Consider the following 26,666-nt stretch of genomic DNA (forward strand, 5'->3'; position numbering starts at 1 on the left):
AAACCTTTTCGTGCACGCCGCCGTAAGTATGTGCAAAGGAATTTTGTACCTTTGAAATACCAAAAGCAATTGATGATGAATGACGAGGAGAAAAACATGCCGGCGCCGCTTATCGCAAAGATTTCATTCCACAAAGTACTTGACGCTCTGGAAGATATAGCACAAAGTGATGTAGATTACCGCGCCAATTATGCACAGGCGCTGCTTGACCATGCTGCCCCTTACCCGGAACTGCGTGACGGAATTACCGATCTGGCCGTTGTTGAGAAACATGAGAAGCTGATACGCAACCTTTTAGCCGACCTTTTCCCGACTGCACTTACAAAAAATGAAATTAAGGCTGCGGCGATACCTTTCTTCAACATAACCTTTAATTACACCGAGCGTTTTAAAAGCATTGTGCGCGACGCCGGTGAAGATTTCGGCATAAAAATCAGGAATTTTGATGAGCATCAATTTTATGTTTTTTGCTGCTGCATGATCCTGAACAATTACTACGGCTATCACTTTGATTTCAGCAAACCGCTGTTTTATGACATACCCGACGGCAATGGTATTATGCGCCATTACAGGATTCTGTACAATGCTGACTTTATGGAGGTTATACCTACTGACAAAGCTGTAACCATTACTGAAAGTGATGTGAACCTGCTGATGGACAATTACGATAACCTGGAGCTTTGGAAAGAAAAATTTCCTGAAAACAGCTGGATATCAAAAGGTTTCGGTATAGTTACATTGTTTGATGCCACTAACGAAAGCGCCATCTCTAATCTTAAGAGCAATCTGCTTCAGACTGAAGACTTTAACGAGATTACGAAGAGTAACCTTGAATCGATTTTCCGCTCATTCTATAAGATTCCTGACCTGAAAATTGGGTTTACGGAGATAAACAGCGAAGACAGCCAGTTCAGGGTTGCGCCATTTGAGGATATAACCAGCCATATACTGCCTGAAGATAAAGAAGTTAGCTGCTCACAAATGTTTTGTGACAATTCCCTGAAGGCGTTATTCAATGAGAAAAAGTACTTTATCATCAGCGATGTTGAGTCTTACATACTCAAAAACCCTGAGAATGATGCACTCGCACGCCATTTACTGGCACAGGACATTAAGAGCTGCATACTTGCGCCAATTGTAAAAAACAACAAGCTAATGGGCCTTATAGAGTTGGTATCGTCACGCCCTAAAGAACTTAACAGCATTAATGCCAATAAGTTATCGTATATACTACCCTTCCTTACAGATACCATTGAGCGCTATTACAGTGAGTTGCAGAACGAAATTGATGCCATCATCCAGAATGAATATACCGCCATACACCAAAGCGTTTACTGGAAATTTCGCGAAGAGGCGCTTCTGCACATCAACAGCAAGAGCCACAGGGACATGGCATATAAAGAAATAGTATTCCGTGAGGTATATCCGCTTTACGGGCAGATAGACATAAAAGGCTCAAGCACAGCACGAAATGAATCTATCGAGAAGGATTTTATCCTGCAGATAGAAAAGCTGTTGTCATTATTCCGCTATATTTTCAAGAAGGAAAAGCTGCCATTAATTGAGCAGCACATTTATGAGCTTGAAAAGCTGGAACTGAAAATTCATGAAGATTTACAGGCTGATACCGAGAGCATTATACAGAACTACATACGTAAGGAAGTGCACCCGGTGCTGAAGCATTTTGACTCGGCAGACACCGCTATCCACGATAAAATCTCTGAATACTTTGCCTCACTTGACCAAAAAGTGAAGATGGTGTACAAAAGCCGTAAAGACTTTGACAACGCGCTGAGCATCATCAACAAACGGATGGCTGCCATACTTGATAAAAAACAGGAAGAAGCACAGTCGTTCTTTCCGCACTATTATGAACGTTTCAAAACCGATGGCGTTGAGCACAACCTGTACATTGGGCCATCAATAGCGCCGCGGCAAAGCTATAACCCTATCTACCTTAATAACCTGAGGCTATGGCAATTGCAGGCCATGTGCGAGATGGAAAATGAGTATTACAAAATACGCCCATCACTACCTTATGACCTTGATGTAACCTCGCTGATACTGGTATTTGCCACGCCGATTTCAATACGTTTCCGTATGGATGAAAAGCGTTTTGATGTTGACGGCACTTACAATGCAAGATACGAGGTAGTTAAGAAACGTATTGATAAATCGCATATAAAAGGCACCAGCGAGCGTATAACCGCAGCCGGCAAGATCACCATTGTATATTCGCAAAAAGCAGAAGAAGACGAATACAGGCGTTACATACAGTTCCTTCAGCATAAAAATATGCTGGGCAATATTGTTGAGGCCTTTGATGTGGAAGACTTACAGGGTGTTACCGGGCTCAAAGCCCTGCGTGTAAGCGTTGTTTATGGCGAAGAGCAAAATAAGAGCACTTACAGCTATGACGACCTGTTGAAAGAACTCGCTCACAAATAATTACACCATTTTAAAAGCATAGATAAATGCGCCAACCGAAACTATGATGCCAATCATAAACACGGTGTAGGTAATACGCAGCAGCTTGTATTTGCGGTTGAGTACCAGGCCAAGAAAATACAGGTCCTTTATCATGGAATCGTAGAGGTAGCCTTTGTCTTTCATCATTTGGTTTACTGCCCATTCATATTCATCAAGCGGCATCTTATAGAAATTACCAAAGAAAAGCAGGTTAACCTTTTTTGCCTCGATATCTTCTCGCGTAAATGTCCCTGTGGTAACTTTCGGGCTGGTTGAAAGTATTGCAAACACTATGCTTACCATACAAAAAACAATAAGCGTAAGCGTTGGCGTTACAAGATGGGCATTAGCCGGACTATCCAGTTTTGGGATGAGCGTTGTCAGGGCAATAGATATAATGATAGAACATACCGAAAGCAGTATATTCGCTTTACTATCAGCAATTTCACTTAGCCGGGTATGATTATTCAATGTTACGCGAAACATAGTGTCAATACCCCTGTCGGGCCCTTCCAGTTTCTCGAGCTTCTTTTTATTGAGCTTGTCTTTTGATATCTTTTTGTTCCCCTCTTCGCATTTTTTGATGTTAACCTGAAGCGCCGCGATGTTCTGCTCCTTTTGCTCCTGCAGGGTGGTTTTGCCATAGTTTGTATAAAACCTGTGTTCCTGCATCAGCATTTTTCGGTTGCCGAGAGCCCATTCCAGATCTGTGACTTGCTTACCCTGCGTAAGCCGCCACTCCTCACGCAAAAGTTCAGACAAAGCCTCAAAATTCTTATCAGCAAAATGCGCACAGTCAGCATCTCGGATAATTTGTTCAAGATGGGTCTCCGGTTCAGCTTCAAGTTTTGTAACCTTGATTAAATCTGAAACGATTTTGGTCCGTTCAGCATCAAAACCGGCGTCCTTCAAAAAGCTTTCAGCCATTGCAGCGCTGCGTTCTTCATGGTTTTCTGGACCGGCAATATACCCGGCATCATGAAACCACGCTGCAAGAATAAGAAGCTCTGTATCAGCATCATCAGTCCCTTCTTCTGTAGCAATTAAACGTACATTGTTTACTACTCTTAAAGTATGGTTAAAGTTGTGGTATATATAATCGGGAGATAGCTTATCTTTGAGTAGCGCGAAGATGTAATTTTCAGCTTTCTGAACAAAATCCATGAGTGTATGATATTAACTCTACCAAATTATGAATTTCTTACCGGCCAGTAAAAATTTTAAGGTAAATATTAAGATTTTAATGTTTGCCGCAACAGGCTTGCTCATGGCATCATGCGCTACAAAAAAACCACAATACGGTAAAGATATAGACCTGAAAGCAGCAATTGACAGTGCTGTTCAGCAAAAACCGGAACATCGGTTTATCCTTGTGGGTGATGCAGGGTATACCACAGCGCCACATACTAAAAAACTCTTGTCACTGGTTGAGCGAAAACTTGCCCGAAGCGACAAAAACACCACGATGCTTTTCCTTGGCGATAATATTTACCCGGAAGGAATGCCGCTGAAGAAAGATTCGAAAGAACGAATAGATAGCGAGCAGACGCTTAAAGACCAGATAGACGTTGCCAAAAAAGGCAAGGGTAGAACCTATTTCATACCCGGTAACCACGACTGGTACCATGGTTTTGAAGGGCTTCTGGAACAGGAAAAATTTATTGAAAGCCATATTGAGAAAGCATTCCTACCCGGGAAAGGCTGCGCTATTAAAGATAAGGAAGTTAATGACAAAGTTACACTTATAGCCGTTGATAGCCAGTGGTATATTGAAGACTGGGACAAATACCCTACTATAAATGATGACTGCAACATAAAAACCCGTGAAGCGTTTTTTACAGAGCTTGAAGACCAACTAAACAAAAACCAGGACAAAACCGTAATACTTGCCATACACCACCCGGTTTTTACCAACGGTACGCATGGCGGGCATTTTTCATTTGAAAAGCAGTTCTTCCCGCTGAGGCAAAAGATCCCGATGCCTGTTTTAGGCACCATGATAAACCTGGCGCGTAAAGCTTCAGGCTACAGCACACAAGATATACAAAGCCGTGTATATGGTGAGCTAAGCCGGCGTGTAAGGGCGCTTATTCAAAACAGGGACAATGTAATTGTAGTGTCGGGCCACGACCATAACCTGCAATATATTTACAAAGATAATATCCACCAGATCATAAGCGGTGCAGGGACGAAGTCGGAAGCCGTAAAGCAGGTAAACCCACTTGATTTTACCTATGGTACCACGGGATATGCTATGCTTGATATTTATAACGATGGCACAGCACGCGTTTGGTACTACGGCCTTGACGACGGTCCGGCAGGCGAAAAGCTCCTTTTTACTAAAAAGATAACAAATCTGCAGCCTGATACGCCTTTAAAAGATTATCCTGACACCTTCCCGAAAACGGTTACTTCATCAATATACACGCCTGAAATGACCAAAAAAGGCGGGTTTTACCGTTTCCTTTTCGGCGAGCATTACCGCTATTATTACAGCCTGCCGGTTGAAGCTAAAACAGCAACGCTTGGCAGCCTGTACGGAGGGCTGAAACCTGAACGTGCCGGTGGCGGGCACCAGTCGCTGTCGCTAAGGCTTGCAGATAAAAAGGGTAAAGAATATAAAATGCGCAGCATGCACAAAAGCGCCACACGCTTTCTGCAGGCGGCAGTGTTTGAAGACCGCTACATGGGCGACACTTTTGAAGGCACCTTTGCCGAACGTTTCCTGCTTGACTTTTATACTACAGTACATCCATATATGCCTTTTGTGGCTGGCGAACTGGCCGAAAGCGTTGGTATCTACCATACTAACCCAGAACTGTATTACATCCCTAAACATAATGCGCTGGAGAGGCACAACGAAGTGTACGGAGATGAAATGTATATGGTTGAAGAACACCCGGCTGATGAGCATAAAGAAGCGGCATTTTTCGGCAAGCCCGATGCTATTGAAGGCACAGATGATGTTTTGAAAAACCTGAGGAAAAGCCCGAAATACAGCATCGATGAAGAGAGCTATATCAAAGCACGTATGTTTGATATGCTTATTGGCGACTGGGACCGCCACCAGGACCAGTGGCGCTGGGCAAGATATGACAAAGATGGGAAAGTGGTGTACAGGCCTATACCGCGCGACCGCGACCAGATATTCCCGAAATATGACGGTGCGCTTATCTCGATCATCATGAATATACCGGCGTTGCGCCACATGAAAACCTATAAGAAAGACCTGCGCAATGTAAAATGGTTTAACCGTGAGGTATACCAGCTTGATCTGGCACTTGTAACAAAAGCATCTGAAAAAGACTGGCTTGTGCAGGCAGATGCTATTGCAAATGGCCTAACAGACAGTGAAATTGATGCTGCTTTCAATAAACTGCCTAAAGAAGTACAGGACAGCACCGCAACTGAAATAAAGAACATACTGAAAGTAAGGCGCGGCCATCTTCGTGAGTTCGCATCAGAATATTACAAGGTACTTGCAAAAACCGTATTGCTTGCAGGTACTGATAAAGTTGAGAGATTTGAAATAACACGAAGTGGTAACGGACTTACAGATGTGGCCATATACAGCCTGAAAGATGGCAAGGAAGAGCTGATTCACCAAAAGCAGTACAACATTGCCGAGACTAAAGAAATATGGCTGTACGGGCTTGATGATGATGATATTTTTGAAGTGAAAGGCAAGGCTCAAAAACCAATTACAATAAGGCTGATAGGAGGGCTTAACAAAGACACATACATTGTTGAAGATGGCAAAAAAGTGCGCATTTATGACTTTAAAAGCAAAAACAATGTATATGACCAGGCACAGGATGCAAGGCTGTTACTTACGGATGATTACGAGACCAACACGTATAACTATGAAAAACCCGCTTACAATGTACTGGCAGGATACCCGTCAGCCGGCTATAACCCAGATGATGGTGTGAAACTGGGCGGTGTCATGAACTATACGGTGAACAACTTCAACCGGCGGCCTTATTCACAAAAGCATTCATTAAAAGCTCATTACATCTTTGCAACAAGCGGGTTTGAATTTGCCTATCGCGGAACCTTCATGAATGTAGTGAGCCGCTGGAATTTTGCTGTAGATGCACTGTATACCAGCCCAAATTTTGCAATAAATTATTTCGGGTTAGGCAATGAAACGGTTAATAATGATGATAAGCTGGGCATGAACTATAACCGTGTAAAGCTCCAGACATTCCGGGTGGCGCCATCAATTTTCAGGGAAAGCAGAAACGGCAGTTTCATACAGCTGCAGGCAGCTTTAGAAACTATTGAAATTGATGGTACTTCAGGCCGGTTTACAGACCAGCCGGATGCCGTACCGCAATACCTGTTTGAGCACAGGCAGTTTGCAGGGGTAAATGCTAAATACAGCTTTGCCAATTACGACAATAAATCACTGCCGGCGCTGGGTATGTCATTTTATTTAAACGCTGGATGGAAAACCAGCCTAGACGAAATTGAACGGAATTTTCCGCATATTGATGGTGGTATTGGTTTCATCCATAGGCTTGTGACTAATGACAGGCTTGTATTTTTAACCTATGCAAAAGGTACAGCCGTCTTCAATAATAATTTTGAGTTCTACCAAGGCGCTGTTCTGGGCGGAGAGAATGACCTGCGCAGCTATCGCCGTGAGCGATTTACAGGCCGTTACGCCGCATATCATACCAGCGACATACGTTTTACCATAGGCAACTGGAAAAACAGTTTTGTGCCGGTTAAATACGGTATTTTAGGCGGGTTTGATTATGGCCGCGTATGGCTTGATGATGATACATCAAAAAAATGGCACAACTCTGTTGGCGGGGGGTGCCTGGATAAATGGTGTTGATGCCGTAACAGCTAAGCTGCAATGGTTTTACGGAGACGATGGCGGCAGGGTATCATTTGGCTTTGGCTTCGCCTTTTAATGCCGATATTGATACGCTGTAAAGCTTCCCACCTGTGTTGTCATCCTTTTCATCAGCAATAAGTAAAGTATCTTCATTCTTAAAGCAGATACCCTCTTTTTGTGAATAGTGGCCAAGTTCAAACATTTCCATCTTTGTAGTGCTGAAGTCATTTTCGGTAAAGCCTGTAAGCAGCCATAGCCTGTCAGACGCGATAAGCACAACGGTTTTACCATCAGCGCTTATGTCGGCACCTGTAACAGCACATTTCTTATACTGGCTGCACGTTTTTAGTGAGCCAATTTTTTGCGCAGTGAAATCACCTGCTTTGTTTGGCACTTTGTAAACATTGAGGCTGCCGTCAAACCTTGAACTGCGGTTTTTTGTAAAGAGATAAAAATTGCCGTTATATTCATAAAACGCTTCAACATCAAAAATGCGGCCTGATTTTTTTGGCGGGAACTCTTTCTGCTCCGGATAATGAAAACGTGTTACACGACTAACGCTTACTGACGAAGAATCAAGTAATGCTTTGTCAATCTTATAAATGACGAGGTCTTTCCGGTCATTATCATTATTACCAAAATCGCCGATATACAGGTTTCCTGAATTATCAGAGGCAATATCTTCCCAGTCATTATTCTTAATACCGGAAAGCTCAATTTCCTGTACAGTTTTTCCGCTTTCATCAAATGCATACACTTTATTAGCGTTGCCATGGTCTTCAATAGCCCATACGTACGGCGATCCGTGTATCATTTCTATACCTGAAACCTCTTTTGCGTTCAATTCACAAACTTCTTGTAATATATCAGCTGAGTTTACGCAACAAGCAAGCATAAATGAGCTTAAAACCAATATATACCTCATACGTTCTGTTTTTTGTAAAAATACAAAGTATTCAGGCCATCTTCTTTAATGTTTATAAAACTTTACCAAATAAAAAAGCCACCGCAATGCGATGGCTTTGTCTATACAGAAGAAAACTAAATTTTAGTACAAAGGCGCATCATACCACTGCGTGTATGAAATGCACTGGAACCTGCTGGCTACCTTTCTTTCAATAACAAACCTCCAACGATAGCAATCCGCAGGCAAATCATAAGGCTTAAGAGTAATCACAGGTGGATTTTGATCAAGGTTAGTAAGGTTGCCAACAGAAAAAAGATTTACATCACCTGTACCCAAATCAAGGTCTTCACAATCAACAAGCGTTTCAACCTCCATCCTAACATTGTAATAAGAGCTTCCTGCACCTGATACAATTGCTTTAAAAGTAATATCAGGCAATCCGCCAAGGCCATTAGGAAAGTTTAATGATACCTGGCCTTCAGGATTAGTTGTAAAACAGCCACCCTGGGTAACAGGAAATTCATTTCCGGGAATTATGCCCGGAAGAGTTGTACCCTTCGCAGATTCTGAATTCGATATCAATTGTGCCTCCTGTACATCAGAAGAAATATCATCTGTTGAGCATGATGCAAAAAGTAGCGCAAGAACCGGGAGTAGTATTAATCTTTTCATTTTTTGTTTTGTAATTATGGTGCAAACATATACTCTCATTATAAATAAATATTATTACACTATAGTAAAAACGTTAAAATGCATAATAGTTCCGATAAAGTGCATTATCATCCTGTTAATCATTGGTTAATTGTATATGCGCTCAGTAAGTGCAATTGTAACTTTATAAATAAAATCAGAAACCAATGAAATCGACTTATTTATTTAAAACTATAATGTTAAGCGCCATACTTGCGTCATTTTCAATTGCCTGTACTAATAAGAAAGAGAAAGCCGAAGAGCAGCAGGAAGCGCAGGCCGGCGATGTTTATGATGATACGCAGCAAGGTGTTGAACACGAAAACCGTGACAACCAGTTCCCTGAAAGCCGCAACGACAATAAAGAAGGTAATGGCCTGGAAACAGGAGCGCCAACTGATACAATTGACGGCGATGGTGATATGGGCACAAAACCGGCAAAACAATAATGCTTATTAATGTTGTGAAAAGCCAAAGCGGCGAGGCAAGGGAACTGAGGGCGCTTTTTGAAAAGCAGCTTAAAGAACTGTATTGGGCTGAACAGGCTATGATACACTCGATTGCCAATGTTGCTGAGGAGACATCATCTAAAGACATTGTTGAAGTACTTAATGCTCACCGGCAGGAAACGATATGGCATGTTGCAAGGCTTGAAAAGATATTCGGCATTGCCGGCATTCCGGTAGAAGAGCTAAGATATAAGGCCGTTGAATGCCTTTTGACAGAATGCAACGAACTGATTGACAACACCAAACGCGGCGTAGTGCGCGATGCGGGCATTATTGCTGTATTGCAGAAGATAAAACATTATGAGATAGCCTGTTACGGAACAATGCGGGCTTATGCAATTGCATTGAGGGAGGAAGAAGCCGTGACATTGCTTGAAGAAACTCTTGAAGAAGAAAAAGATGTTGACCTCGAACTTTCAAACATTGCGGAAGCACACATCAACATAGAAGCGGCTGATAAAGAAATTTAAGAAATATTTAATAAGCAAAACCTTATGGAAAAGCCAAGCCAGTTTCCGCCACAGGAACAAAGCCAGCCGGGTGACGAACATAAAATGAATCCGGAGCCGGAAGTAATCCGTGAAAATTATAAAGGCAGTGATAAGCTGAAAGGCAAAAGAGCGCTCATATCAGGTGGTGATAGCGGCATTGGCCGAAGCGCTGCGGTTCATTTTGCACGTGAAGGCGCTGATGTGGCGATAATTTACTATGATGAAGATAAAGATGCGAATGAAACTAAAGCCATGATTGAAGCCGAAGGTACAAAATGCGTATTAATAAAAGGCGACCTGAAAAATGAGGACTTCTGTAAAAAAGCTGTGCAGCAGGCCGTTGATGAGCTTGGCGGGCTAAACATTTTGGTAAACAATGCGGCGGTGCAATTCCCTAAAACTGAGTTTAAGGATATTACCGGCAGCCAGGTACGCGAAACGTTTGAAACAAATATCATATCCTTCTTTTATGTAACACGTGAGGCAATGAAGCACTTGGAAAAAGGCGACTGCATTATCAATACAACTTCTGTAACGGCGTACCGTGGCAGCGAACACCTTATTGACTACAGCAGCACTAAAGGGGCTATAGTGTCATTTACAAGGTCAACATCGGCAATGCTGGCAGAGAAAGGCATACGGGTAAACGGCGTTGCGGCGGGGCCTATATGGACGCCGCTTATCCCGGCAACCTTTACTGCTGATGAAGTTGCAAAGTTCGGACAGGATGTGCCGCTGAAACGCGCCGGGCAGCCATCAGAACTGGGGCCGACCTATGTTTTCCTTGCCAGTGAAGATGCGTCATACATCACAGGACAGATAATCCATGTCAACGGCGGTGAAGTGGTAGGAGGATAGATTAATTACGAATTTTAAATTATGAATTACGAATAGAAATTTAAACAGCAAATTCCCAGCATAAATCTGAAATCATAAATTTTAAATCAATAGCCATGAATACAAACGAAAGAAACGAGTTTGCAGGCGAAGACAGCCGCAGCAACGATATGAACCCGAATAATAACACAAGCCTTAACCAGGATAAGAAACACCACCCTGACGGGCCGCTGCCGGAAGATGACCCGGCAGTGATTAACCCTGACGAGCTGGCTACCTTCCCCAAACCGGTAGAGCGCGATGAAAATGTTGACCTTGATGCTGAAAGGGAAAACCATATAGTAAACAAGCAGGAAAGCCCGGTGCGTGAAGGCCGCAACATAACCCGTACTGATAACCAGCCTGACGAAAGGGGATACATTTAAAATCTAAATAAAATATGAGTACACTGACATTTAATAAAGATGCTGGGGCATCATTATGGGGCAGCATTAGCCAGGCTGCGCCCGATGCAGAAAATTTAAAAGCGAGCGAACTGCTTAATTTTGTAAAGAAGCTCGGGCTGAAGTATAAGAACATCAGGCTGAGCACAAAAGGCCAAAACGTAGTTCTTGAAGGTGAGGTTGATGACCAGGCTGATGCCGAAAAAATTGCACTCGCCGTAGGGAATGTAGGCGGAGTAGCGTCTGTTGAGAATAAAATGCGTGTAACGGTTTCAGCGCCGCCGTCACAATACCATACAGTTGTGAGTGGAGATTCGCTATCTAAAATTGCCGGTAAATATTATGGCGATGTACAGAAATACAACATCATCTTTGAAGCCAACAAGCCGATGCTCTCTGACCCTGACAAGATTTATCCCGGGCAGGTGCTGCGCATACCGGCGCAAGCATAAGAGTTGAAACGCCTCAATTTGAGGCGTTTTTTATGAACTCCCCTGCCATCTTTTAGTAACTTTGTGTTTCTAAGGAAAATACATGAAAATTAAAGGTTATATTATCACGCTTATCATTTTATCTATAACTTTTGGATGCAGCCATAAAAATATTATCTCAAAGGAAAGGCAAACGCCAACAGCTAAAGCGCAGGAGGCTTTCAGGCAGGACAGCCTGGCATTTGAACTTTGTAAAATTTACGGGTTTGACCAGGGAATACGCGATACGGGCCTAAATTTCAATAAAAGGGAATTAATGCCGAAAATTGATTCGCTTACTTTTGATAAAGTTGTGGCATTTGTAAGGGCAAATGGCTACCCTACCGAAGTTTTACTCGGTGAAAGAAATATGAACCATGAATGTGTTGAGGCAGCGGTTCCGGCGGTTTTACTTCATAATCCGCACAGGCTGGTTAAAGACAGGAAAAATTATGACCTGTTTTTCAACGAAGTAAAGAAAGGAAATATTGATAAGGATTTTTTTGCCGCTGTGCTGGATAAATATTACTGGATAAACAGCCCGAACAAAAAGCAACGCAGGGTTTTTTACGGTTCCCAATTTGGCAAGCCATGCATACAGACCAAAGACGCAACTAACAAAGCCCGCATTGAAATTGGGCTAGAGCCTTTGGCTGATGAAGGTTTTATTGATTGCGGTGATGAAGTGCTGAATATGCCTGTAAAATAAAAATGCTCCGATAAGGAGCATTTATTTCATATAGATATTGCAGGCTACACATTCAGCATCTGCCACAGCTTATCCTTAAGCTCTGTAAGGCCTTGTTGGGCTACAGATGATATAAACATATACGGCACACCTTTTAGCTCCTTATCGAGCAGTTTTTTCATTTCTGCTTTCAGTTCATCGTCCAGCATGTCGCTTTTAGAGATAACAAGCAGCCTGTCTTTATCAAGCATTTCAGGGTTGTAGCGGCGAAGCTCATCTAAAAGTATTTCATACTCTTTCCTGATATCTTCGGCATCTGCCGGAACAAGGAATAATAGTGTAGAGTTACGCTCTATATGGCGCAGGAAGTAATGCCCAAGCCCCTTCCCTTCTGCGGCGCCTTCAATGATTCCCGGTATATCTGCAATCACAAATGATTGAAAATCCCTGTACGCCACAATGCCAAGATTTGGTTTTAGTGTAGTAAACGGATAGTCTGCAATTTTTGGTTTGGCAGACGTCAGTACGCTAAGCAGTGTGCTTTTACCCGCATTCGGGAAGCCTACAAGGCCAACATCGGCCAGTACTTTCAGTTCAAGGATTATGTCCTTCTCTTCCGGCGGCATGCCCGGCTGAGAGTACCTCGGCGTCTGGTTGGTAGAGCTGCGGAAATGCCAGTTGCCCAGTCCGCCCTTACCGCCTTTGGCGATAATCTGCTTCTCGCCGTCTTCGGTTATTTCAAATAGTATCTCATTCGTTTCTTTATCGCGCACTACAGTTCCTAACGGAACCTCAATGTACTTATCTTCACCATCTGCTCCGGTGCTTCGCGCTGAGCCTCCGTCACCGCCGTGCCCTGCCTTTATATGGCGCGCAAACTTCAGGTGGAAAAGTGTCCACAGCCCTTTGTTACCCACAAGGTATACGTGCCCGCCACGGCCGCCGTCACCACCATCCGGACCACCCTTTTCAATAAATTTTTCCCTGTGCAGGTGGGTAGATCCCTTACCTCCCTTACCGGAAGACACATATATCTTTACATAATCTACAAAATTACCTTCTGTCATCGCTTTTAGTTTAAGGTTTCAAGTTTAAAGTTTCAGGTTGCTTACTCAAACTCATAACTTTTGGCTGATGCCTGATGGCTTGTGCCTTTTTTGAACCCGCAAAAGTACGTTATTTTTCTGAAAGGAAAGTGTAGCATCATAAAAGCAAAAAGCTGCCGCATTTCTGCAACAGCTTTTATTTAAGTTCACATTTAAGCTTCTAACTGAGACTAGGACTGATTACTGACCACTGCGTTATCCGCGTGTCAGCCATCCGCCCCGGCTTACCGTTGCTATAGCGTAGGGCATTATCCAGAATAAAGCAAACGTGTAAAGCAAACTGTAGGCATAGGCCCAACCGGATCCTTTTAATGTGTGCCTTTTGGCATAAAAGAAAACACTGAAGCTTGAGGATATCAGGATACCGAACAGCGTTGTAGTCAGGAAAATTATAGGGTTTAAGCATACCAGCACAAACATTAGCAGCATAAACGGATAGGTTAGCAGCATATTGAGCGCCTGGTCAAAAAACACTAATCTTGTCCCGAACCTTGAGCTGCCTTCCCTGAATTTTTTGAAGACAAACTTGCCCATCATAAGATTTTCGCGCACATTGCTCCTGCCCCAGCGTATAAACATTTTATACAGGCCTGTAAAGCTTTCAGGCACGTTGGTAAGCACATAAGAATTACGCTGGAACAATACATGGAAACCCTGCTTCATAATCATATTTGTCATGGCGCGGTCTTCACCAATATCGCTGGCCTGGCCGTTAAAGGTTTGGTTAATCCAGTCTTCAAGGCAATTGAAAACAACATCCCTGCGATAAGCAGAAAGCGCTCCCGGCGTACACAGCACTGAACCAAGCGCACTTTGTGCAGAGCGCATAAACTCAAAGCTAAGCACAAAACTTACATTAAGCATTTTGGGTATAATGGCATTACTATTATTCAGCACCCTCACGTTGCCAGCTACTGCGCCGCACTTAGGGTTCACTGCAAACGGGCTAACGAGGTTGCGCAGTGTATCTTCCTTAACTACAGAGTCACTATCAACCGTTACAAAAACATCTCCTGTACCCATTTTAAAGCCACGGTACAGCGCATGCCTTTTGCCCATATTTTTTGGCTGTTTAAAGATGGAAATACTATCACCTAAATCTGCCTTTGCTTTTTGCATCCACTCCCATGTATCATCTTTACTGCCATCATCTATGGCTAGCAGCTGCAATTTTTGTGAAGGGTATTTGCTGGCTACCAGGCTTACAAGCGTATCATATACCAGGCGCCCTTCATTATAAGCCGGCACTATGACCGTTACCGAAGGCAGCAATTCATCTGTTACAGATTTTACAGACTTATACTTGAAATACAGTACAACATTAAACAGAAAATACAACAGTTTATATACCAATAGCGCCGTAGTGATTACTATAAAATAGAAACCCCAGGTGGTACTCAGCCTTTCAAAATGCAGTTTTTCTATTTCAGGCTGTAATTCATAAACCATATAGGCTGCACCAAGCAATAATGCTATTGTAGCGGCAAGAATGACGGCACGTGATGTATCGATACCCTTAAATTTATTGAAGCTGCGTGAAATTAAGTTTCCTGAACTTAGATTATCAGATGTTTCTAAAAGTTGGTGTTGGCTTGTAATAATTTCTGTATCCATATGTGTAAGGTTTAAAATTTCCTTACCACATATTTACAACCACTATGCCTTAAGTGTATTTTGCAATAAATCAATATGTTACAAATACAGTACTCGATTAATAGTTGTAGAATTCCACATTATTCAATAAAAAATCCACATTATTAAAACAAAAAGCCGGGGATATTCCCGGCTTCATATGTATATGTGTTTTGCTTATTCTTTTATTGATCGTACAAGAACTTTGTCAATTTTCACACCATCCATTTTCAGTACTTCCAGTTCATATAAGTTCCATGCCAGTTTCTCACCTTCTTTCGGAATATATGATAGCTCAGTCATTACAAGCCCGCTTACTGTTGTTACCTCATAATCATTGGTAAGGTCGTCAAGGTCAAAGTAAGTAAGAAAATCATGCAGGGGGTAATGCCCGTCTACAATCCAGGTACCATTTTCCTGCGCCACCAGCTGGAACTCATCATCATAAAAATCTGATGCATCACCTACAAGCGCCTCCAATATGTCATTCAGCGTGATGATGCCCTGGAAAACACCGTACTCATCTGTTACAAGTGCATAATGCACCTTTGTTTTTTTGAATATCTCAAGGGCCTTATAGGCTGATGTGTGCTCAATAAGATACACAGGTTCTTTTACAATATCCTGCAATTTAAAATCAGGCCTTTCAAAGTTGGCGAAGATATCTTTCAGCAGTACCACCCCAATAACATCATCAAGGTTCTTACCTTCGCAAACGGGGTACACGCTGTGCAATTCTTCAAGCATAATACCGCGGATATTCTCTTTATTATCTTCGGTTGAGAGATAGATAACCGATTTGCGGTGTGTCATCAGCGAATTTACCTTCCTGTCGCCGATATGGAAAACGCGCTCCATGATGTCGTGCTCAATTTCCTGCACTTCACCACCTTCGGTACCTTCCTTAATGATCGCCTTGATTTCTTCCTCCGTAACCTTCCCGTCAGCCGTGGGGCGTATGCGGAAAATCTTCAGCAAAAACTCTGTAGATGTGGTAAGCAGCCATATGAATGGCGCCGTGATGATAGAAATGTACTTCATTGGGAGCGCCACCGTTTTGGCGATCGTCTCCGGATAATTTAATCCTATGCGCTTTGGCAGCAATTCGCCCAATACAAGCGAAAAGAAGGTAAGTATTACAACTACTACACCTACAGCTATATTGTGTGCATAAGGTGCAAGCGGCTCAATTGTGAGTATCCATGCCTCAACATCTCCGGTTACCTTATCGCCGGAGTAGATACCGGTTAAGATACCGATAAGCGTGATGCCTATTTGTACTGTAGACAAGAATTTGTTGGGTGAATTGGCAAGGTCAAGCGCTGTCTGTGCGCTGGCATTGCCTTTTTTGGCGGCTGTTTCCAGCCTGTTCTTCCGTGCCGAAATCAGCGCAATCTCGCTCATAGAGAATACGCCGTTAAGGATTATCAGGAAAACAATTATGGCTATTTCCAAGTAGGATGATATTAGTTAAACGTGTCGATAACAGCTGTAAGCCGCTTCGTAATTTCAGAGATGTCGCCTATGCCGTCAACCGCATGAAACTTGCCCTGAGCCTTATAGTAATCAATAAGTGGGGCAGTCTTTTCATTATACTCCTCATAGCGGTTGCGTATCTTTTCTTCATCCTGGTCATCAGGCCTGCCACTAGTTTTGCCGCGCTCCAGGAGCCTTTGCACAAGTATATTGTCATCAGCCTCAAGCGCTACCGTGCCTGCAACTTCCCAGCCTTTGCTTTTCAGGAAAGCATCAAGCGCATCGGCCTGGGCGGTAGTCCTCGGGAAACCGTCAAATAAAAACCCTTTTGTGTCAGGATGCTTTTCTACCTCATCCTGAAGCATTTTTATGGTAAGTTCATCCGGCACAAGGTCACCCCTGTCCATATAACCTTTGGCTTCCTGCCCAAGCGGCGTATTATTCTTAAGGTTGTAACGGAAAACATCTCCGGTAGATATGTGTGTAAGGTTGTATTTCTCTTTCAAAAATTCAGCCTGTGTGCCTTTGCCTGCACCCGGCTTTCCGAAAAGTACGATATTGATCATCTTTAAGTTTATAGTGTTTGTGTTGTTAGTCGTGTAGTTGGTAAATTTCAGGGATGTTGCGGCCCAGCCCATCATAGTCAAGTCCGTAGCCTACAATAAATTTATTCGGGATTTCAAAGCCAATGTAGTCCAGCTTAATGTCTTTAGTGTAGGCTTCCGGCTTAAAGAAAAGCGTTGCTATCTTCAGTTGCTTTACGCCCTGCCCTTCAAACATCTTTTTAAGCTCAACGATGGTATTGCCGGTATCAACAATATCTTCAATAATAACTACTGAGCGCCCTGTAAGATTCTGCCCCAGCCCTATCAGCTGCTTTACATCATGGGTCGATTCTGTGCCCTCATAAGAAGCCAGCTTAACAAAGCTCACTTCACATGGCCCGCTATAGCGTTTCATAAAGTCTGAAACTACCATAAAAGCGCCGTTGAGCACTCCTATAAAAACCGGAACTTCGCCTACATGGTCATCTTCGGCCTGGCGTACCATACGTGTTATTGCGGTTTCAATTTCTTCTGCCGGGATAAAAGGCACAAATTGTTTATCGTGAAGCTGTATCACTTTAATTTTTTGGTTTGGTATAATTTGCAAATATACTAATTACAGTACAGCAGTATAATTTGCACTTCTTATTTTCTGACAATTTTAAGAATGTTAAAGTATGTTTAAGATTCAGGGGGTTAGTTCGGTAAAAATTTAGCAAATAAGTAAATTCGTTCAAAATAGCATCCACTAAAAAGATTTATAATGAAGACACTTGCATTGATGGCGACAGTACTGGCCTTTGCGTCGCTTACATCCTGCAACGGGCAGGCCACACCAAAAGAAAAGAAAGAAGGGCGCGCCCAGGGCAGCGATATAGTAAAAACCGCTATTGGCGACATTACATTGCCGGCACCATACTCAACTGAGTCTGTAACGAAGCAAAACAGTATGAAAGACTGGCCTGAAGGACAGGGCCCTAAAGCTCCTGCAGGTTTTACGGTAACCAAATTTGCAACAGACCTGAAGAACCCGCGCAATACATACATTGGCCCTAACGGCGATATTTTTGTAGCAGAATCCGGCACACGCAACAGTGGTAACCAGGTGAGGCTGCTGCGCGATAATGACAAAGACGGCACCTACGAAACCAAAATTATTTTTGCTGAAGACCTTAATAAGCCCTACGGATTACTAATACTGAAAAACTATTTCTACATTGCCAACACTGACGGATTATACCGCTACCCTTATAAAGAGGGCGATACCAAACTTCAGGGCAAGGGAGAAAAAATTGTAGAACTCCCCGCGGGAGGCTATAACAACCACTGGACGCGTAACCTTATTGCCAGCGCTGACGGTTCTAAGATTTATATTTCGGTTGGCTCGGCAAGTAATGTAGGCGAATATGGCCTTGAGAAAGAAGTGCGCCGTGCGGCAATACTTGAAGTGAATCCTGACGGCACCGGTGAAAAACTGTATGCAAGCGGCCTGCGCAACCCGGTGGGGATGGATTGGAACCCCGCAAACGGTGAGCTGTGGACGGCAGTAAATGAGCGTGACGGGCTGGGTGACGGGCTGGTGCCTGACTATATTACCAGCGTAAAACCGGGCGGCTTTTACGGGTGGCCTTACTCTTACTTCGGGCAGATTGAAGACCCGCGCCTGAAGGGAAAAGCAAAAGACCTGGTAGCCAAAGCCATTGTACCTGATGTGCCTGTAGGGAACCATACAGCATCGCTTGGGATAGCTTTCTACACCAAAGATAAATTCCCGGCGCAATATAAAAATGGCGCGTTTGTAGGCCAGCACGGTTCTTGGAACAGCTCTGTGCTTACGGGTTATAAAGTATTATTTGTGCCGTTTAAAAACGGTAAGCCTTCGGGCCCGCCGCAGGACTTTTTAACCGGCTTCATTCAGGATGAAAAAAAGCTACAGTATATGGGCGCCCTGTTGACGTTACTATGATGACTGACGGCTCGCTGCTGGTAAATGACGACAATGGGAACACGATATGGAGGGTTTCATATTCTAAATAATCCTGAATTTTAAATTTTGAATTTTGAATTATATTCCATTTCGACGAAGGAGAAATCTCATTTAATCCTCTTTACGCAGCACCTGCAAGGTTTCAAAAACATTGTAGGTGTTATATTATTCATCACATCGCTTCTATTTCCCTGTATAGGTATTTTTGCGCAGGATACTATCCGAACTGCGAGTATGATTCCTGCAATAGATTTCAGGAATACGCAACAACTTCAGCCTGTAACCATAAGCAGCTACCACATAAACGACAGCCTGTTGAATGCACCTGCATCAATCAGCATACTTACCCCGGCCGATTTACAGCGAAATAACCTTAGCGATATCAGCCCGGTGCTGAACACGCTCCCCGGAGTTTTTATGCAGTCGGGTGGTATCAACACCAACCGTATCTCTATCCGGGGCATTGGGGCGAGGACACCTTACGGAACCAATAAAATACGCGCTTTCTATGGCAGCATCCCACTTACATCAGGCGATAGCGAAACCACTATTGAAGACATTGACCTTGAGGTGATAGGCCAGATTGAGGTGATAAAAGGTCCGCTATCGAGCTTGTATGGTGCAGGACTTGGAGGTGCTATTTTGCTTACGCCAAAGTTCTCAAACATACTTGGACACAGGGCAGCCATAAGCACTACACACGGTTCCTACGGGCTGATGAAGAACACCATCAATTACGGGTTTGCAACTGCAACAGGCAGCCTCAACATCAATTACCATAAGCTGGAAACTGATGGCTGGCGTGAAAACAGCGCCTATAACCGCGAAGGCGTAACGCTGGCAGGTGAACTTTTCCGAAGGGAGAAAAGCGGGTTGACGTATTTTGGAAACTACACTTACATGAAGGCATTCATCCCGAGCTCAATCGACAAGAATACTTTCCAAAATAACCCAAGGGCAGCGGCTTTCACCTGGAAATCGGCCAAAGGTTATGAAGAATATGATTCATGGCTTGCAGGACTGGCGTATGACTGGCAGCCTGCAACCTGGCTGAAGAATTCAACCTCAGTTTTCATTAATTTGAAGGAGAATTACGAGCCGAGGCCGTTTGACATCCTGAAACAGAATACTACTGCTTATGGTACACGCACGCAGTTTTTTACCGATACAAATATCTTTGGGATGAAATCACAGTTCATTGCCGGAATCGAATATTTTAAGGATGGGTTTAAAGGGGGTACACTTGCCAACTTGTACGAAGACAATAACGGCAACGGCAGCCTTGAAGGTGAACAGCTTACAAAAACAGAGCAGGACAGGAACTTCATAAATGCCTTTGCACAGATGAGGCTGCAACTCGCCCCGAAGTTTGAAATGCAGGCGGGGCTCAACTACAATAAGACGCATTTTTCGCTGGACAATACTTTCCCTGCCCCAACATCTTCGGAAAGCTATAGCTATGACGGTATCTGGGCGCCACAGGTTTCGGTGCTGTATAAACCTTCATCATTACATACAATCTACGCATCTGCAAGCCGGGGGTTTTCTCTGCCTTCCATCGAAGAAACACTTACGGAAAACGGTACTATCAACCCTAATATAAAGCCGGAGAATGGCTATAATTTTGAGATTGGAGGTAAGTTCTATTTCCTTGACAGAAACCTGTATGCAGAAGTGTCACTTTACCACATGCAGATAAAAGACCTTCTCGTGGCGCAACGCGTGGGTGACGATCAGTACGTGGGCATCAACGCCGGCGAAACCATCCATCAGGGAATTGAAGCTGCAGTGACCTACAACTGGCAGATTTCCAACAGGATATCGTTGCAGCCTTACGCGAATGCGAGCATAGGAAAATATGAATTTAAGGAGTTCAACAATAACGGTGTAGATTATTCAGGCAATGACCTTACCGGAGTGCCTGCCAATAAGGTTACTGCCGGAGTGACATTTACGGCCTATGGCCTATATCTTTCAGGTGACTACTATTTTGTGGATGATATTCCGCTTAACGATGCCAATTCGGTTTACAGCGAGTCGTATAACCTGTTGAATATCAAGGCCGGTTACCGTTTTGAACTTTTCCGGAATTTTGTCTCACATATTTCAGCAGGCGTAAACAATGCAGGCAATGCACATTACGCTTCAATGGTGTTAGTAAATGCTACAGGATTCGGCGGTGCGGCGCCACGCTATTATTATCCCGGCCTTCCTGCCAACTATTACGGCAATATTTCTTTCAGTTACATCTTCTAAAGCGGCACTATTGCGCAAAAAGTAAAATTGTAGGAGTTGAAACCTGCATTGCTGTCCTGCAGCCCACCGTTGGAAACATGGCGCACGTTCGGCCGGATATCAAGCAGCACTCCGCCAATAGCATAACTTGCGCCAATAGCAAAAACATCGCAAAAGGCAAACCCTTTCGAGAGGCGTTCGGTTTCAGTATCGGTTATCATAGGGCCAATATTTGCCATAGCGTACATGCTGAAGTTCCTGGTGATATTCCGCCGCACGAAAAACGCCACATTGAGGATATATTCACGGATGTCTTTCTGCCTGGTATAAATTTCGCGCTTATACTCATAATCAGGCTCATCAGGTTTTACAAAATACAGGTTTTGGAGTTTGTGCGATGCAAAATTAATTTCAGGCATAAGGGCTACCTGGTACTGCCATTTTTTGCCGGGGTTGAGCGTGTAATATACCTGCGCCTGCACATAGCTGTTGTCATACGTGTAATTGCGCTGCTTAAATTCACGGCCGAAACCATAGGCTGCACCCACACTCCACCGTGAAATGGTGTCAGATTGCTGCGCGTGAGACGATATGCAGCAAAATGCCAGGAAAAGAAATAGCGTTCTGATAGTGTTTTGCTTTGGTTAGCTAAAAATAATCAATCTGCATTACGCTGCAAATTTATATTTTAGCGAAACCGATTATGGAAACTGCATTTCAAAAGAAAATAGCCAACAGCACAGCTCACCGCCCTATACGTGATGAAATTTCGGGCATGGTAATAAACGACTTGTCGCTGCTGCCCGAAATGATGGCCATGGCACTAAATCCGGATGATAAAAATCATTATAAAGCCTGCTGGTCGCTTGAGTTGGTGATGGAAAAAGACATAATGTGGCTGCGGCCTTATCTGAACGACCTGTGTGAGAGACTGTCTCTTTATAAACACGAAGGAGCGCTGCGTTCTGTCTCTAAAATAACTATGTTTGCTGCAATTGAAGAGGACAAAATGGATAATTTCCTGACGAGTGCTATGCTGCAAAAAATGACAGAGGCCTGTTTTGACTGGCTCATTGGCAATGCAAAGGTTGCAACAAAGGCATATGCCATGAGGGCTTTGTATCTCTTCGGAAAGAAAGAAGAATGGATTTATCCGGAATTGAAAATGATCCTGCAGCAGGATTTCCCTCATCATTCTGCAGGATATAAGGCCGCTGCAAAGGACATCCTTAAAAAAATAAAGGCGTAACTTTGAGTAACCTAAAATGCCAAAAATGAGTCCTGAAACTACCATCGAAAAAAAGCAGGGGCTTATGTTCCGCATTCTTACCAACCTCACTTTCTGGGTACTTATAGCCATTATTGCAGGTATCCTGCTGGGGCATTATGATCCTGAAACAGGTGTGCAGATGAAGCTGATAGGCGACTGGTTCATCAGCATTATCAAAGTATTCATAGCGCCGATCATCTTTCTGACAATAGTGCTCGGCATCAGCGGCATGGGCGACCTCAGGAAAGTGGGGCGCATTGGCATTAAGGCATTGATCTACTTTGAAATTGTAACAACTTTTGCATTGGCAATAGGTGTTGCGGTAGCTTACCTCATCCAGCCGGGAAAAATTGACAAGAGCGGGCTGCAGATGCAGGACCCTTCAAAATACACGGCGAACCCTGCAACCGAATTTAGCTGGATTGACTTCTTCCTTTCAAATATCACATTACAAGTGTTGCTCGTCGCGATCATTACCGGAATCGCGCTTAATTACTACTGCAAACGCGAACAGGCAGTTCACCTGCTTTACAAAGCCTCCAACTTTGTTTTTAAACTGCTAAAATTTGTGATGTACCTGGCGCCGCTGGGAGCATTTGGCGGCATGGCCTACACCGTTGGCAAATTTGGTTTACACACCCTTATTCCGCTTGGTAAGCTGATGATTACCTTCTATGTTACGATGCTATTGTTCATTTTCCTGGTATTGGGCAGCATCATGCGGTATTACAAGCTGAGTATCTGGAGCTTTATCAAATACATTAAGGCAGAACTTCTCATTGTTCTGGGCACATCATCATCTGAAGCGGCGTTGCCCAACCTTATGAACAAGCTGGAGAAAATGGGCTGCAGCAAATCAGTCGTAGGGCTTGTGGTACCAACAGGCTATTCCTTCAACCTCGACGGTACATCTATTTATCTTTCGATGGCTGTTATATTCCTGGCGCAGCTGTATGATGTGCACCTTACCTGGGGTGAGATAGCCACGATTATAGGCCTGCTTATGGTTACAAGCAAGGGCGCTGCTGGGGTTACCGGCAGCGGTTTTATTGTGTTAGCATCAACGCTTACCGCCATACATAAAATACCGTTAGAGGGGCTTGCGTTTCTTTTGGGGGTAGATAAATTTATGAGCGAGGCACGGGCCATTACCAACTTTATAGGCAATGGTGTGGCGACTATCGTAATCTCAAAAACGGAGAAAGAGTTTATCGATGTAGAAACTGCGGAAGACTAAATTACTGTTTCTCATCTTCCCTTTTCGCCTGATCTTCAAAACTGAATTTTCGCAGTTGTGGCGCACTGAAGAAGGTCACCGCTACCACACCCAGCGTGATGAATCCGCCTGTTACAACAGCCCTTACAGTACCAAGCCAGTGTGCCATAACGCCGCTTTCAAAATCGCCAAGTTCGTTAGATGAGCTTACAAACATGGTGTTCACCGCCGCTACCCTGCCGCGCATAGCGTCGGGTGTTACGAGCTGAAGGATAGTACTGCGGATAACCACACTCACGGAATCAAACATACCTGAGAGCAGCAGCATGGCAAATGAGAGGATAAAGTTGGTAGAAAGCCCGAATATGATAATGCATACCGCAAACCCGCCAACGGCAAAGAACAGCTTGCGCCCCGGATTGTTGCGCAGTGGTAAAAACGCCAGGATACCAAGTGTAATGAGCGCCCCTATTCCCGGCGCTGAGCGCAATATTCCGAAGCCGACTTCATCTACATGCAAAATTTCTTTCTGGTAGACCGGAAGCAGCGCGACTGCCCCGCCAAATAACACCGAAAACATATCGAGCAATTGAGCCCCAAGCAAAGCAGGGGTCTTAACCACAAACCGTACGCCCTGCGTAAGGCTTTGCAATATGGGTTCTTTTTCCTTTTTGAGAATGGGTTTTCTTTTGATGTAAAATATGGGGATAAGTAGCAAGACAAGAATAACCAGTACCGTGAACATCCCAGTGATGACTCCGTTAATGGCAATCATAAGCCCTGCGGCAAGCGGGCCGAGTACTCCGCCTGTTTGCATGGCAAGGCTGCTCCAGCTGGTGCCATTCGCATAATGCTCTCTGGGCAATATCAGGCCAAACAATGAGAACACCGATGGCCCCATGAACGAGCGTATGGTGCCACCCACAAAAACTAGTCCGTAAATGAAGTATAATGTCTGTTGTGTGCCGAGGCTGTTATGTGAAAATGGAGTAGTTAATAAAAATAGCGAAAATGCCAGGACAATATACCCTGCAATGCATAACAGCACCATCTTCCGCTTTTCGTTGAGGTCGACAAAGTGGCCGGATAAGAGCGAAAAACTAAGTGCCGGTATCACTTCAGCAAGGCCAACTAAACCCAGGGAAAGCTTATCATTAGTAATATGGTATACCCAGTAAAAAATAATGGTAGACTGCATGTTGAGCGAAAACATGAGCCCGAACCGCACAGCAAGAAACGCGAGAAACTCCCGAATCTTTAAAACCGGGTTCTTCCCGAAAAAACCACCGGCAACACCGGTATCAGCCTGTTCCATCAATTCATTAATTATCCGCCATGCCTTAGCCTGTCAAGCAGCGTCTTAAGGTTTACCGTTGCAAAGCCAGAGCTGTGGTCACTAAGGCCATAAGGCAGTATAAGCTCGCCATTATGTATTACAGACCCGCAGGAGTACACTACATTCGGCACATAGCCTTCACGCTCATCAGGATTGGGCACAATGAGCGGGTCACGCAGGCGGCCAATTTCCTTTTCCGGGTTATCAAGGTCGAGCAAAGACGCACCGATACTGTACTTGCGCATATAGCCAACGGCATGCGTTATTACGAGCCATCCGTATTCGGTTTCAATTGGCGAACCGCAGTTGCCGATCTGTACAAATTCCCAAGGGTATTCAGGGCACTGAATCTTGATAGGATTTTCCCATTCGTTAATGTTATCGCTGTACATAAGGTAGTTATTCCAGCCGTCAATGCGGGAGAGCATAGCGTATTTGCCGTTTATTTTCCTCGGGAACAGCGCCAGGTTCTTGTTTTTTGCACCGGCACCGTGAAGCGGACTGGTCTTGAACTCGTAAAAATCGGTTGTCTTCAGCAGTTTCGGCATGATATGAATGCCGTCATATGCAGTATAGGTTGCATAGTAGATGGTTTTGCCGTTATCATCGGTAAACTTCACAAAACGGGCATCTTCAATACCTTTCGATTCAAAATCGCTTATCGGGAAAATTACCCTGTCACTAATATCTGTATCTTTTGAGAAGGTAATTCGCCTGTAGCTGTCACTCAACGCCAGCATCAGGTTAAATTGCTTTATCATAGCCTGGTCTGTAGCATCTTTTTTAGCTTCAAGCACCAAACCTTTCAGCTGATCATAGTCAAAACGGTCTTCCAGCCTGTCAGTAACTGATTTCAGGAATTCCGGATTGATGTCTGCTTCCTCAGCCTTACGCAAGAACAAACGCTTCTGGTAAATTACGTTATGGATGTTCTCCGCCTCATCAATATAATTCCCGGCAGGTATTACTGTGATATTATTATGCCTGTCAATAAGCGCACGACGGAACACTACAGATGACACGTGCCCCTCTCCCACTGCCCTGAAACTTATTATAACACGCAGCTGCCCTTCTTCAAGATTGGTCTGGTCAGGATCCGGTACTATCGAAGGATTAAAAAACGCTGCCGACTCAATTGAATATTCATGCGTAAAATAAGCGCCGATAAGCAGCTTTGTAAAATCGTCAAGCTTGTTATAATCTCCACCCGCTGTCGCAATGTCCTGTTTTACCCTTTCGCAATGCCTGAAAAGTTTTCGCGTGATGTTTCGGTGCCTTTTTGAGAAATCCTGGAGCATTGGTGAAACAAGCCCAAAGACCTCATCTTTATCCAGTTTCAATATTTTTTTAATAAGTTCTACGGCGCGTTCTTCGCCATTAAAGAAAAATCGTGCTATTACCCTTTTGGTATCCGGCAATACCTTGGCAGGTTTACGTTCTACGGTTAATCTCATATATGTAAAGTCTGTTTCCTGTATAAGAAAAAGTGAACCTCTAAAATACAAATATA

The 26,666-nt window shown here is 43.8% G+C and carries 22 protein-coding genes and 1 pseudogene; 12 read left to right on the top strand and 11 right to left on the bottom strand.

Features of this window, described 5'->3' with window-relative positions; translation table 11 throughout:
• Positions 1 to 51: 51 nt before the first annotated feature.
• Positions 52 to 2,448 carry a GAF domain-containing protein gene (locus tag LRS05_RS14575; RefSeq protein ID WP_257868984.1) on the top strand — a complete coding sequence of 799 codons (2,397 nt, stop codon included), beginning with the start codon at positions 52 to 54 and terminating at the stop codon, positions 2,446 to 2,448.
• Here LRS05_RS14575 and LRS05_RS14580 read toward each other — a convergent pair whose 3' ends face one another.
• Positions 2,449 to 3,633, bottom strand: a complete 1,185-nt coding sequence (locus tag LRS05_RS14580) for a Pycsar system effector family protein (RefSeq protein WP_257868985.1) — start codon at positions 3,631 to 3,633, stop codon at positions 2,449 to 2,451.
• Positions 3,634 to 3,661: 28 nt separating this feature from the next.
• Here LRS05_RS14580 and LRS05_RS14585 point away from each other — a divergent pair, with 28 nt between their 5' ends.
• Positions 3,662 to 7,315: a metallophosphoesterase gene (locus LRS05_RS14585; RefSeq protein WP_257868986.1), complete on the top strand. Its 3,654-nt coding sequence runs from the start codon at positions 3,662 to 3,664 to the stop codon at positions 7,313 to 7,315.
• A gap of 52 nt (positions 7,316 to 7,367) precedes the next feature.
• Here LRS05_RS14585 and LRS05_RS14590 read toward each other — a convergent pair whose 3' ends face one another.
• A complete protein-coding gene (locus LRS05_RS14590; protein ID WP_257868987.1) occupies positions 7,368 to 8,243 on the bottom strand; it encodes a hypothetical protein in 876 nt (291 codons plus the stop codon).
• Between the two features lie 123 nt (positions 8,244 to 8,366).
• Positions 8,367 to 8,897, bottom strand: coding sequence for a hypothetical protein (locus LRS05_RS14595; RefSeq protein ID WP_257868988.1), 531 nt, complete (start codon positions 8,895 to 8,897; stop codon positions 8,367 to 8,369).
• A 185-nt stretch (positions 8,898 to 9,082) separates the two neighbouring features.
• Here LRS05_RS14595 and LRS05_RS14600 point away from each other — a divergent pair, with 185 nt between their 5' ends.
• The 6 genes from LRS05_RS14600 (at position 9,083) to LRS05_RS14625 (ending at position 12,374) form a co-directional block, all read left to right on the top strand.
• Positions 9,083 to 9,364: a hypothetical protein gene (locus LRS05_RS14600; RefSeq protein WP_257868989.1), complete on the top strand. Its 282-nt coding sequence runs from the start codon at positions 9,083 to 9,085 to the stop codon at positions 9,362 to 9,364.
• Positions 9,364 to 9,894: a DUF892 family protein gene (locus LRS05_RS14605; RefSeq protein WP_257868990.1), complete on the top strand. Its 531-nt coding sequence runs from the start codon at positions 9,364 to 9,366 to the stop codon at positions 9,892 to 9,894. The genes LRS05_RS14600 and LRS05_RS14605 overlap by 1 nt, the downstream gene beginning before the upstream one ends.
• Before the next feature lie 24 nt (positions 9,895 to 9,918).
• Positions 9,919 to 10,773, top strand: coding sequence for an SDR family oxidoreductase (locus LRS05_RS14610; protein ID WP_257868991.1), 855 nt, complete (start codon positions 9,919 to 9,921; stop codon positions 10,771 to 10,773).
• A gap of 95 nt (positions 10,774 to 10,868) precedes the next feature.
• Positions 10,869 to 11,177 carry a hypothetical protein gene (locus LRS05_RS14615; protein ID WP_257868992.1) on the top strand — a complete coding sequence of 103 codons (309 nt, stop codon included), beginning with the start codon at positions 10,869 to 10,871 and terminating at the stop codon, positions 11,175 to 11,177.
• Positions 11,178 to 11,191: 14 nt separating this feature from the next.
• Positions 11,192 to 11,647: a peptidoglycan-binding protein LysM gene (gene lysM / locus LRS05_RS14620; protein ID WP_257868993.1), complete on the top strand. Its 456-nt coding sequence runs from the start codon at positions 11,192 to 11,194 to the stop codon at positions 11,645 to 11,647.
• 82 nt (positions 11,648 to 11,729) lie between these two features.
• Complete coding sequence (locus LRS05_RS14625; protein WP_257868994.1) at positions 11,730 to 12,374, top strand: hypothetical protein; 645 nt, start codon at positions 11,730 to 11,732, stop codon at positions 12,372 to 12,374.
• A gap of 44 nt (positions 12,375 to 12,418) precedes the next feature.
• Here the strand turns inward: LRS05_RS14625 and obgE are convergent, their stop codons facing one another.
• From obgE to LRS05_RS14650, 5 genes are all read right to left on the bottom strand, one after another.
• Positions 12,419 to 13,420 (bottom strand): GTPase ObgE, encoded by a 1,002-nt coding sequence (gene obgE / locus LRS05_RS14630; protein WP_257868995.1) that lies wholly within the window; start codon positions 13,418 to 13,420, stop codon positions 12,419 to 12,421.
• A gap of 234 nt (positions 13,421 to 13,654) precedes the next feature.
• Positions 13,655 to 15,073: a glycosyltransferase gene (locus tag LRS05_RS14635; RefSeq protein WP_257868996.1), complete on the bottom strand. Its 1,419-nt coding sequence runs from the start codon at positions 15,071 to 15,073 to the stop codon at positions 13,655 to 13,657.
• 195 nt (positions 15,074 to 15,268) lie between these two features.
• Positions 15,269 to 16,546 (bottom strand): hemolysin family protein, encoded by a 1,278-nt coding sequence (locus LRS05_RS14640; RefSeq protein ID WP_257868997.1) that lies wholly within the window; start codon positions 16,544 to 16,546, stop codon positions 15,269 to 15,271.
• A gap of 11 nt (positions 16,547 to 16,557) precedes the next feature.
• The gene (locus LRS05_RS14645; protein WP_257868998.1) at positions 16,558 to 17,133 is read right to left on the bottom strand and encodes an adenylate kinase; all 576 of its coding nucleotides are present in this window, start codon (positions 17,131 to 17,133) and stop codon (positions 16,558 to 16,560) included.
• Between the two features lie 25 nt (positions 17,134 to 17,158).
• Complete coding sequence (locus tag LRS05_RS14650; RefSeq protein WP_257868999.1) at positions 17,159 to 17,689, bottom strand: phosphoribosyltransferase; 531 nt, start codon at positions 17,687 to 17,689, stop codon at positions 17,159 to 17,161.
• Between the two features lie 186 nt (positions 17,690 to 17,875).
• Between LRS05_RS14650 and LRS05_RS14655 the strand changes: the two are divergent.
• A pseudogene (locus tag LRS05_RS14655) lies at positions 17,876 to 19,149 on the top strand (sorbosone dehydrogenase family protein).
• A gap of 184 nt (positions 19,150 to 19,333) precedes the next feature.
• Positions 19,334 to 21,355, top strand: coding sequence for a TonB-dependent receptor (locus tag LRS05_RS14660; RefSeq protein WP_257869000.1), 2,022 nt, complete (start codon positions 19,334 to 19,336; stop codon positions 21,353 to 21,355).
• Here LRS05_RS14660 and LRS05_RS14665 read toward each other — a convergent pair.
• The gene (locus LRS05_RS14665) at positions 21,352 to 21,963 is read right to left on the bottom strand and encodes an acyloxyacyl hydrolase (protein ID WP_308224980.1); all 612 of its coding nucleotides are present in this window, start codon (positions 21,961 to 21,963) and stop codon (positions 21,352 to 21,354) included. The two genes, LRS05_RS14660 and LRS05_RS14665, sit on opposite strands and share 4 nt — an antisense overlap.
• Positions 21,964 to 22,037: 74 nt before the next feature.
• Here LRS05_RS14665 and LRS05_RS14670 point away from each other — a divergent pair, with 74 nt between their 5' ends.
• A complete protein-coding gene (locus LRS05_RS14670; protein ID WP_257869001.1) occupies positions 22,038 to 22,583 on the top strand; it encodes a hypothetical protein in 546 nt (181 codons plus the stop codon).
• 25 nt (positions 22,584 to 22,608) lie between these two features.
• The gene (gene dctA, locus LRS05_RS14675; protein ID WP_308224942.1) at positions 22,609 to 23,841 is read left to right on the top strand and encodes a C4-dicarboxylate transporter DctA; all 1,233 of its coding nucleotides are present in this window, start codon (positions 22,609 to 22,611) and stop codon (positions 23,839 to 23,841) included.
• Position 23,842: 1 nt separating this feature from the next.
• On the opposite strand, the gene LRS05_RS14680 is transcribed toward dctA, so the two are convergent.
• Together LRS05_RS14680 and LRS05_RS14685 are read right to left on the bottom strand one after the other, a co-directional pair.
• Positions 23,843 to 25,135, bottom strand: coding sequence for an MFS transporter (locus LRS05_RS14680; protein ID WP_257869002.1), 1,293 nt, complete (start codon positions 25,133 to 25,135; stop codon positions 23,843 to 23,845).
• Positions 25,136 to 25,146: 11 nt separating this feature from the next.
• Positions 25,147 to 26,610 carry a glycoside hydrolase family 130 protein gene (locus tag LRS05_RS14685; protein ID WP_257869003.1) on the bottom strand — a complete coding sequence of 488 codons (1,464 nt, stop codon included), beginning with the start codon at positions 26,608 to 26,610 and terminating at the stop codon, positions 25,147 to 25,149.
• Between the last annotated feature and the right edge of the window lie 56 nt (positions 26,611 to 26,666).

The sequence above is a fragment of the Flavobacterium sp. J372 genome (assembly GCF_024699965.1).
Lineage (GTDB): Bacteria > Bacteroidota > Bacteroidia > Flavobacteriales > Flavobacteriaceae > Flavobacterium.

Coding starts and splice junctions, on each gene's coding strand:
- LRS05_RS14580 (WP_257868985.1), bottom strand. CDS start 3,633: ATGGATTTTGTTCAGAAAGCTGAAAATTACATCTTCGCGCTACTCAAA.
- LRS05_RS14585 (WP_257868986.1), top strand. CDS start 3,662: ATGAATTTCTTACCGGCCAGTAAAAATTTTAAGGTAAATATTAAGATT.
- LRS05_RS14590 (WP_257868987.1), bottom strand. CDS start 8,243: ATGAGGTATATATTGGTTTTAAGCTCATTTATGCTTGCTTGTTGCGTA.
- LRS05_RS14595 (WP_257868988.1), bottom strand. CDS start 8,897: ATGAAAAGATTAATACTACTCCCGGTTCTTGCGCTACTTTTTGCATCA.
- LRS05_RS14600 (WP_257868989.1), top strand. CDS start 9,083: ATGAAATCGACTTATTTATTTAAAACTATAATGTTAAGCGCCATACTT.
- LRS05_RS14605 (WP_257868990.1), top strand. CDS start 9,364: ATGCTTATTAATGTTGTGAAAAGCCAAAGCGGCGAGGCAAGGGAACTG.
- LRS05_RS14610 (WP_257868991.1), top strand. CDS start 9,919: ATGGAAAAGCCAAGCCAGTTTCCGCCACAGGAACAAAGCCAGCCGGGT.
- LRS05_RS14615 (WP_257868992.1), top strand. CDS start 10,869: ATGAATACAAACGAAAGAAACGAGTTTGCAGGCGAAGACAGCCGCAGC.
- lysM (WP_257868993.1), top strand. CDS start 11,192: ATGAGTACACTGACATTTAATAAAGATGCTGGGGCATCATTATGGGGC.
- LRS05_RS14625 (WP_257868994.1), top strand. CDS start 11,730: ATGAAAATTAAAGGTTATATTATCACGCTTATCATTTTATCTATAACT.
- obgE (WP_257868995.1), bottom strand. CDS start 13,420: ATGACAGAAGGTAATTTTGTAGATTATGTAAAGATATATGTGTCTTCC.
- LRS05_RS14635 (WP_257868996.1), bottom strand. CDS start 15,073: ATGGATACAGAAATTATTACAAGCCAACACCAACTTTTAGAAACATCT.
- LRS05_RS14645 (WP_257868998.1), bottom strand. CDS start 17,133: ATGATCAATATCGTACTTTTCGGAAAGCCGGGTGCAGGCAAAGGCACA.
- LRS05_RS14660 (WP_257869000.1), top strand. CDS start 19,334: ATGATTCCTGCAATAGATTTCAGGAATACGCAACAACTTCAGCCTGTA.
- LRS05_RS14670 (WP_257869001.1), top strand. CDS start 22,038: ATGGAAACTGCATTTCAAAAGAAAATAGCCAACAGCACAGCTCACCGC.
- dctA (WP_308224942.1), top strand. CDS start 22,609: ATGAGTCCTGAAACTACCATCGAAAAAAAGCAGGGGCTTATGTTCCGC.
- LRS05_RS14680 (WP_257869002.1), bottom strand. CDS start 25,135: ATGGAACAGGCTGATACCGGTGTTGCCGGTGGTTTTTTCGGGAAGAAC.
- LRS05_RS14685 (WP_257869003.1), bottom strand. CDS start 26,610: ATGAGATTAACCGTAGAACGTAAACCTGCCAAGGTATTGCCGGATACC.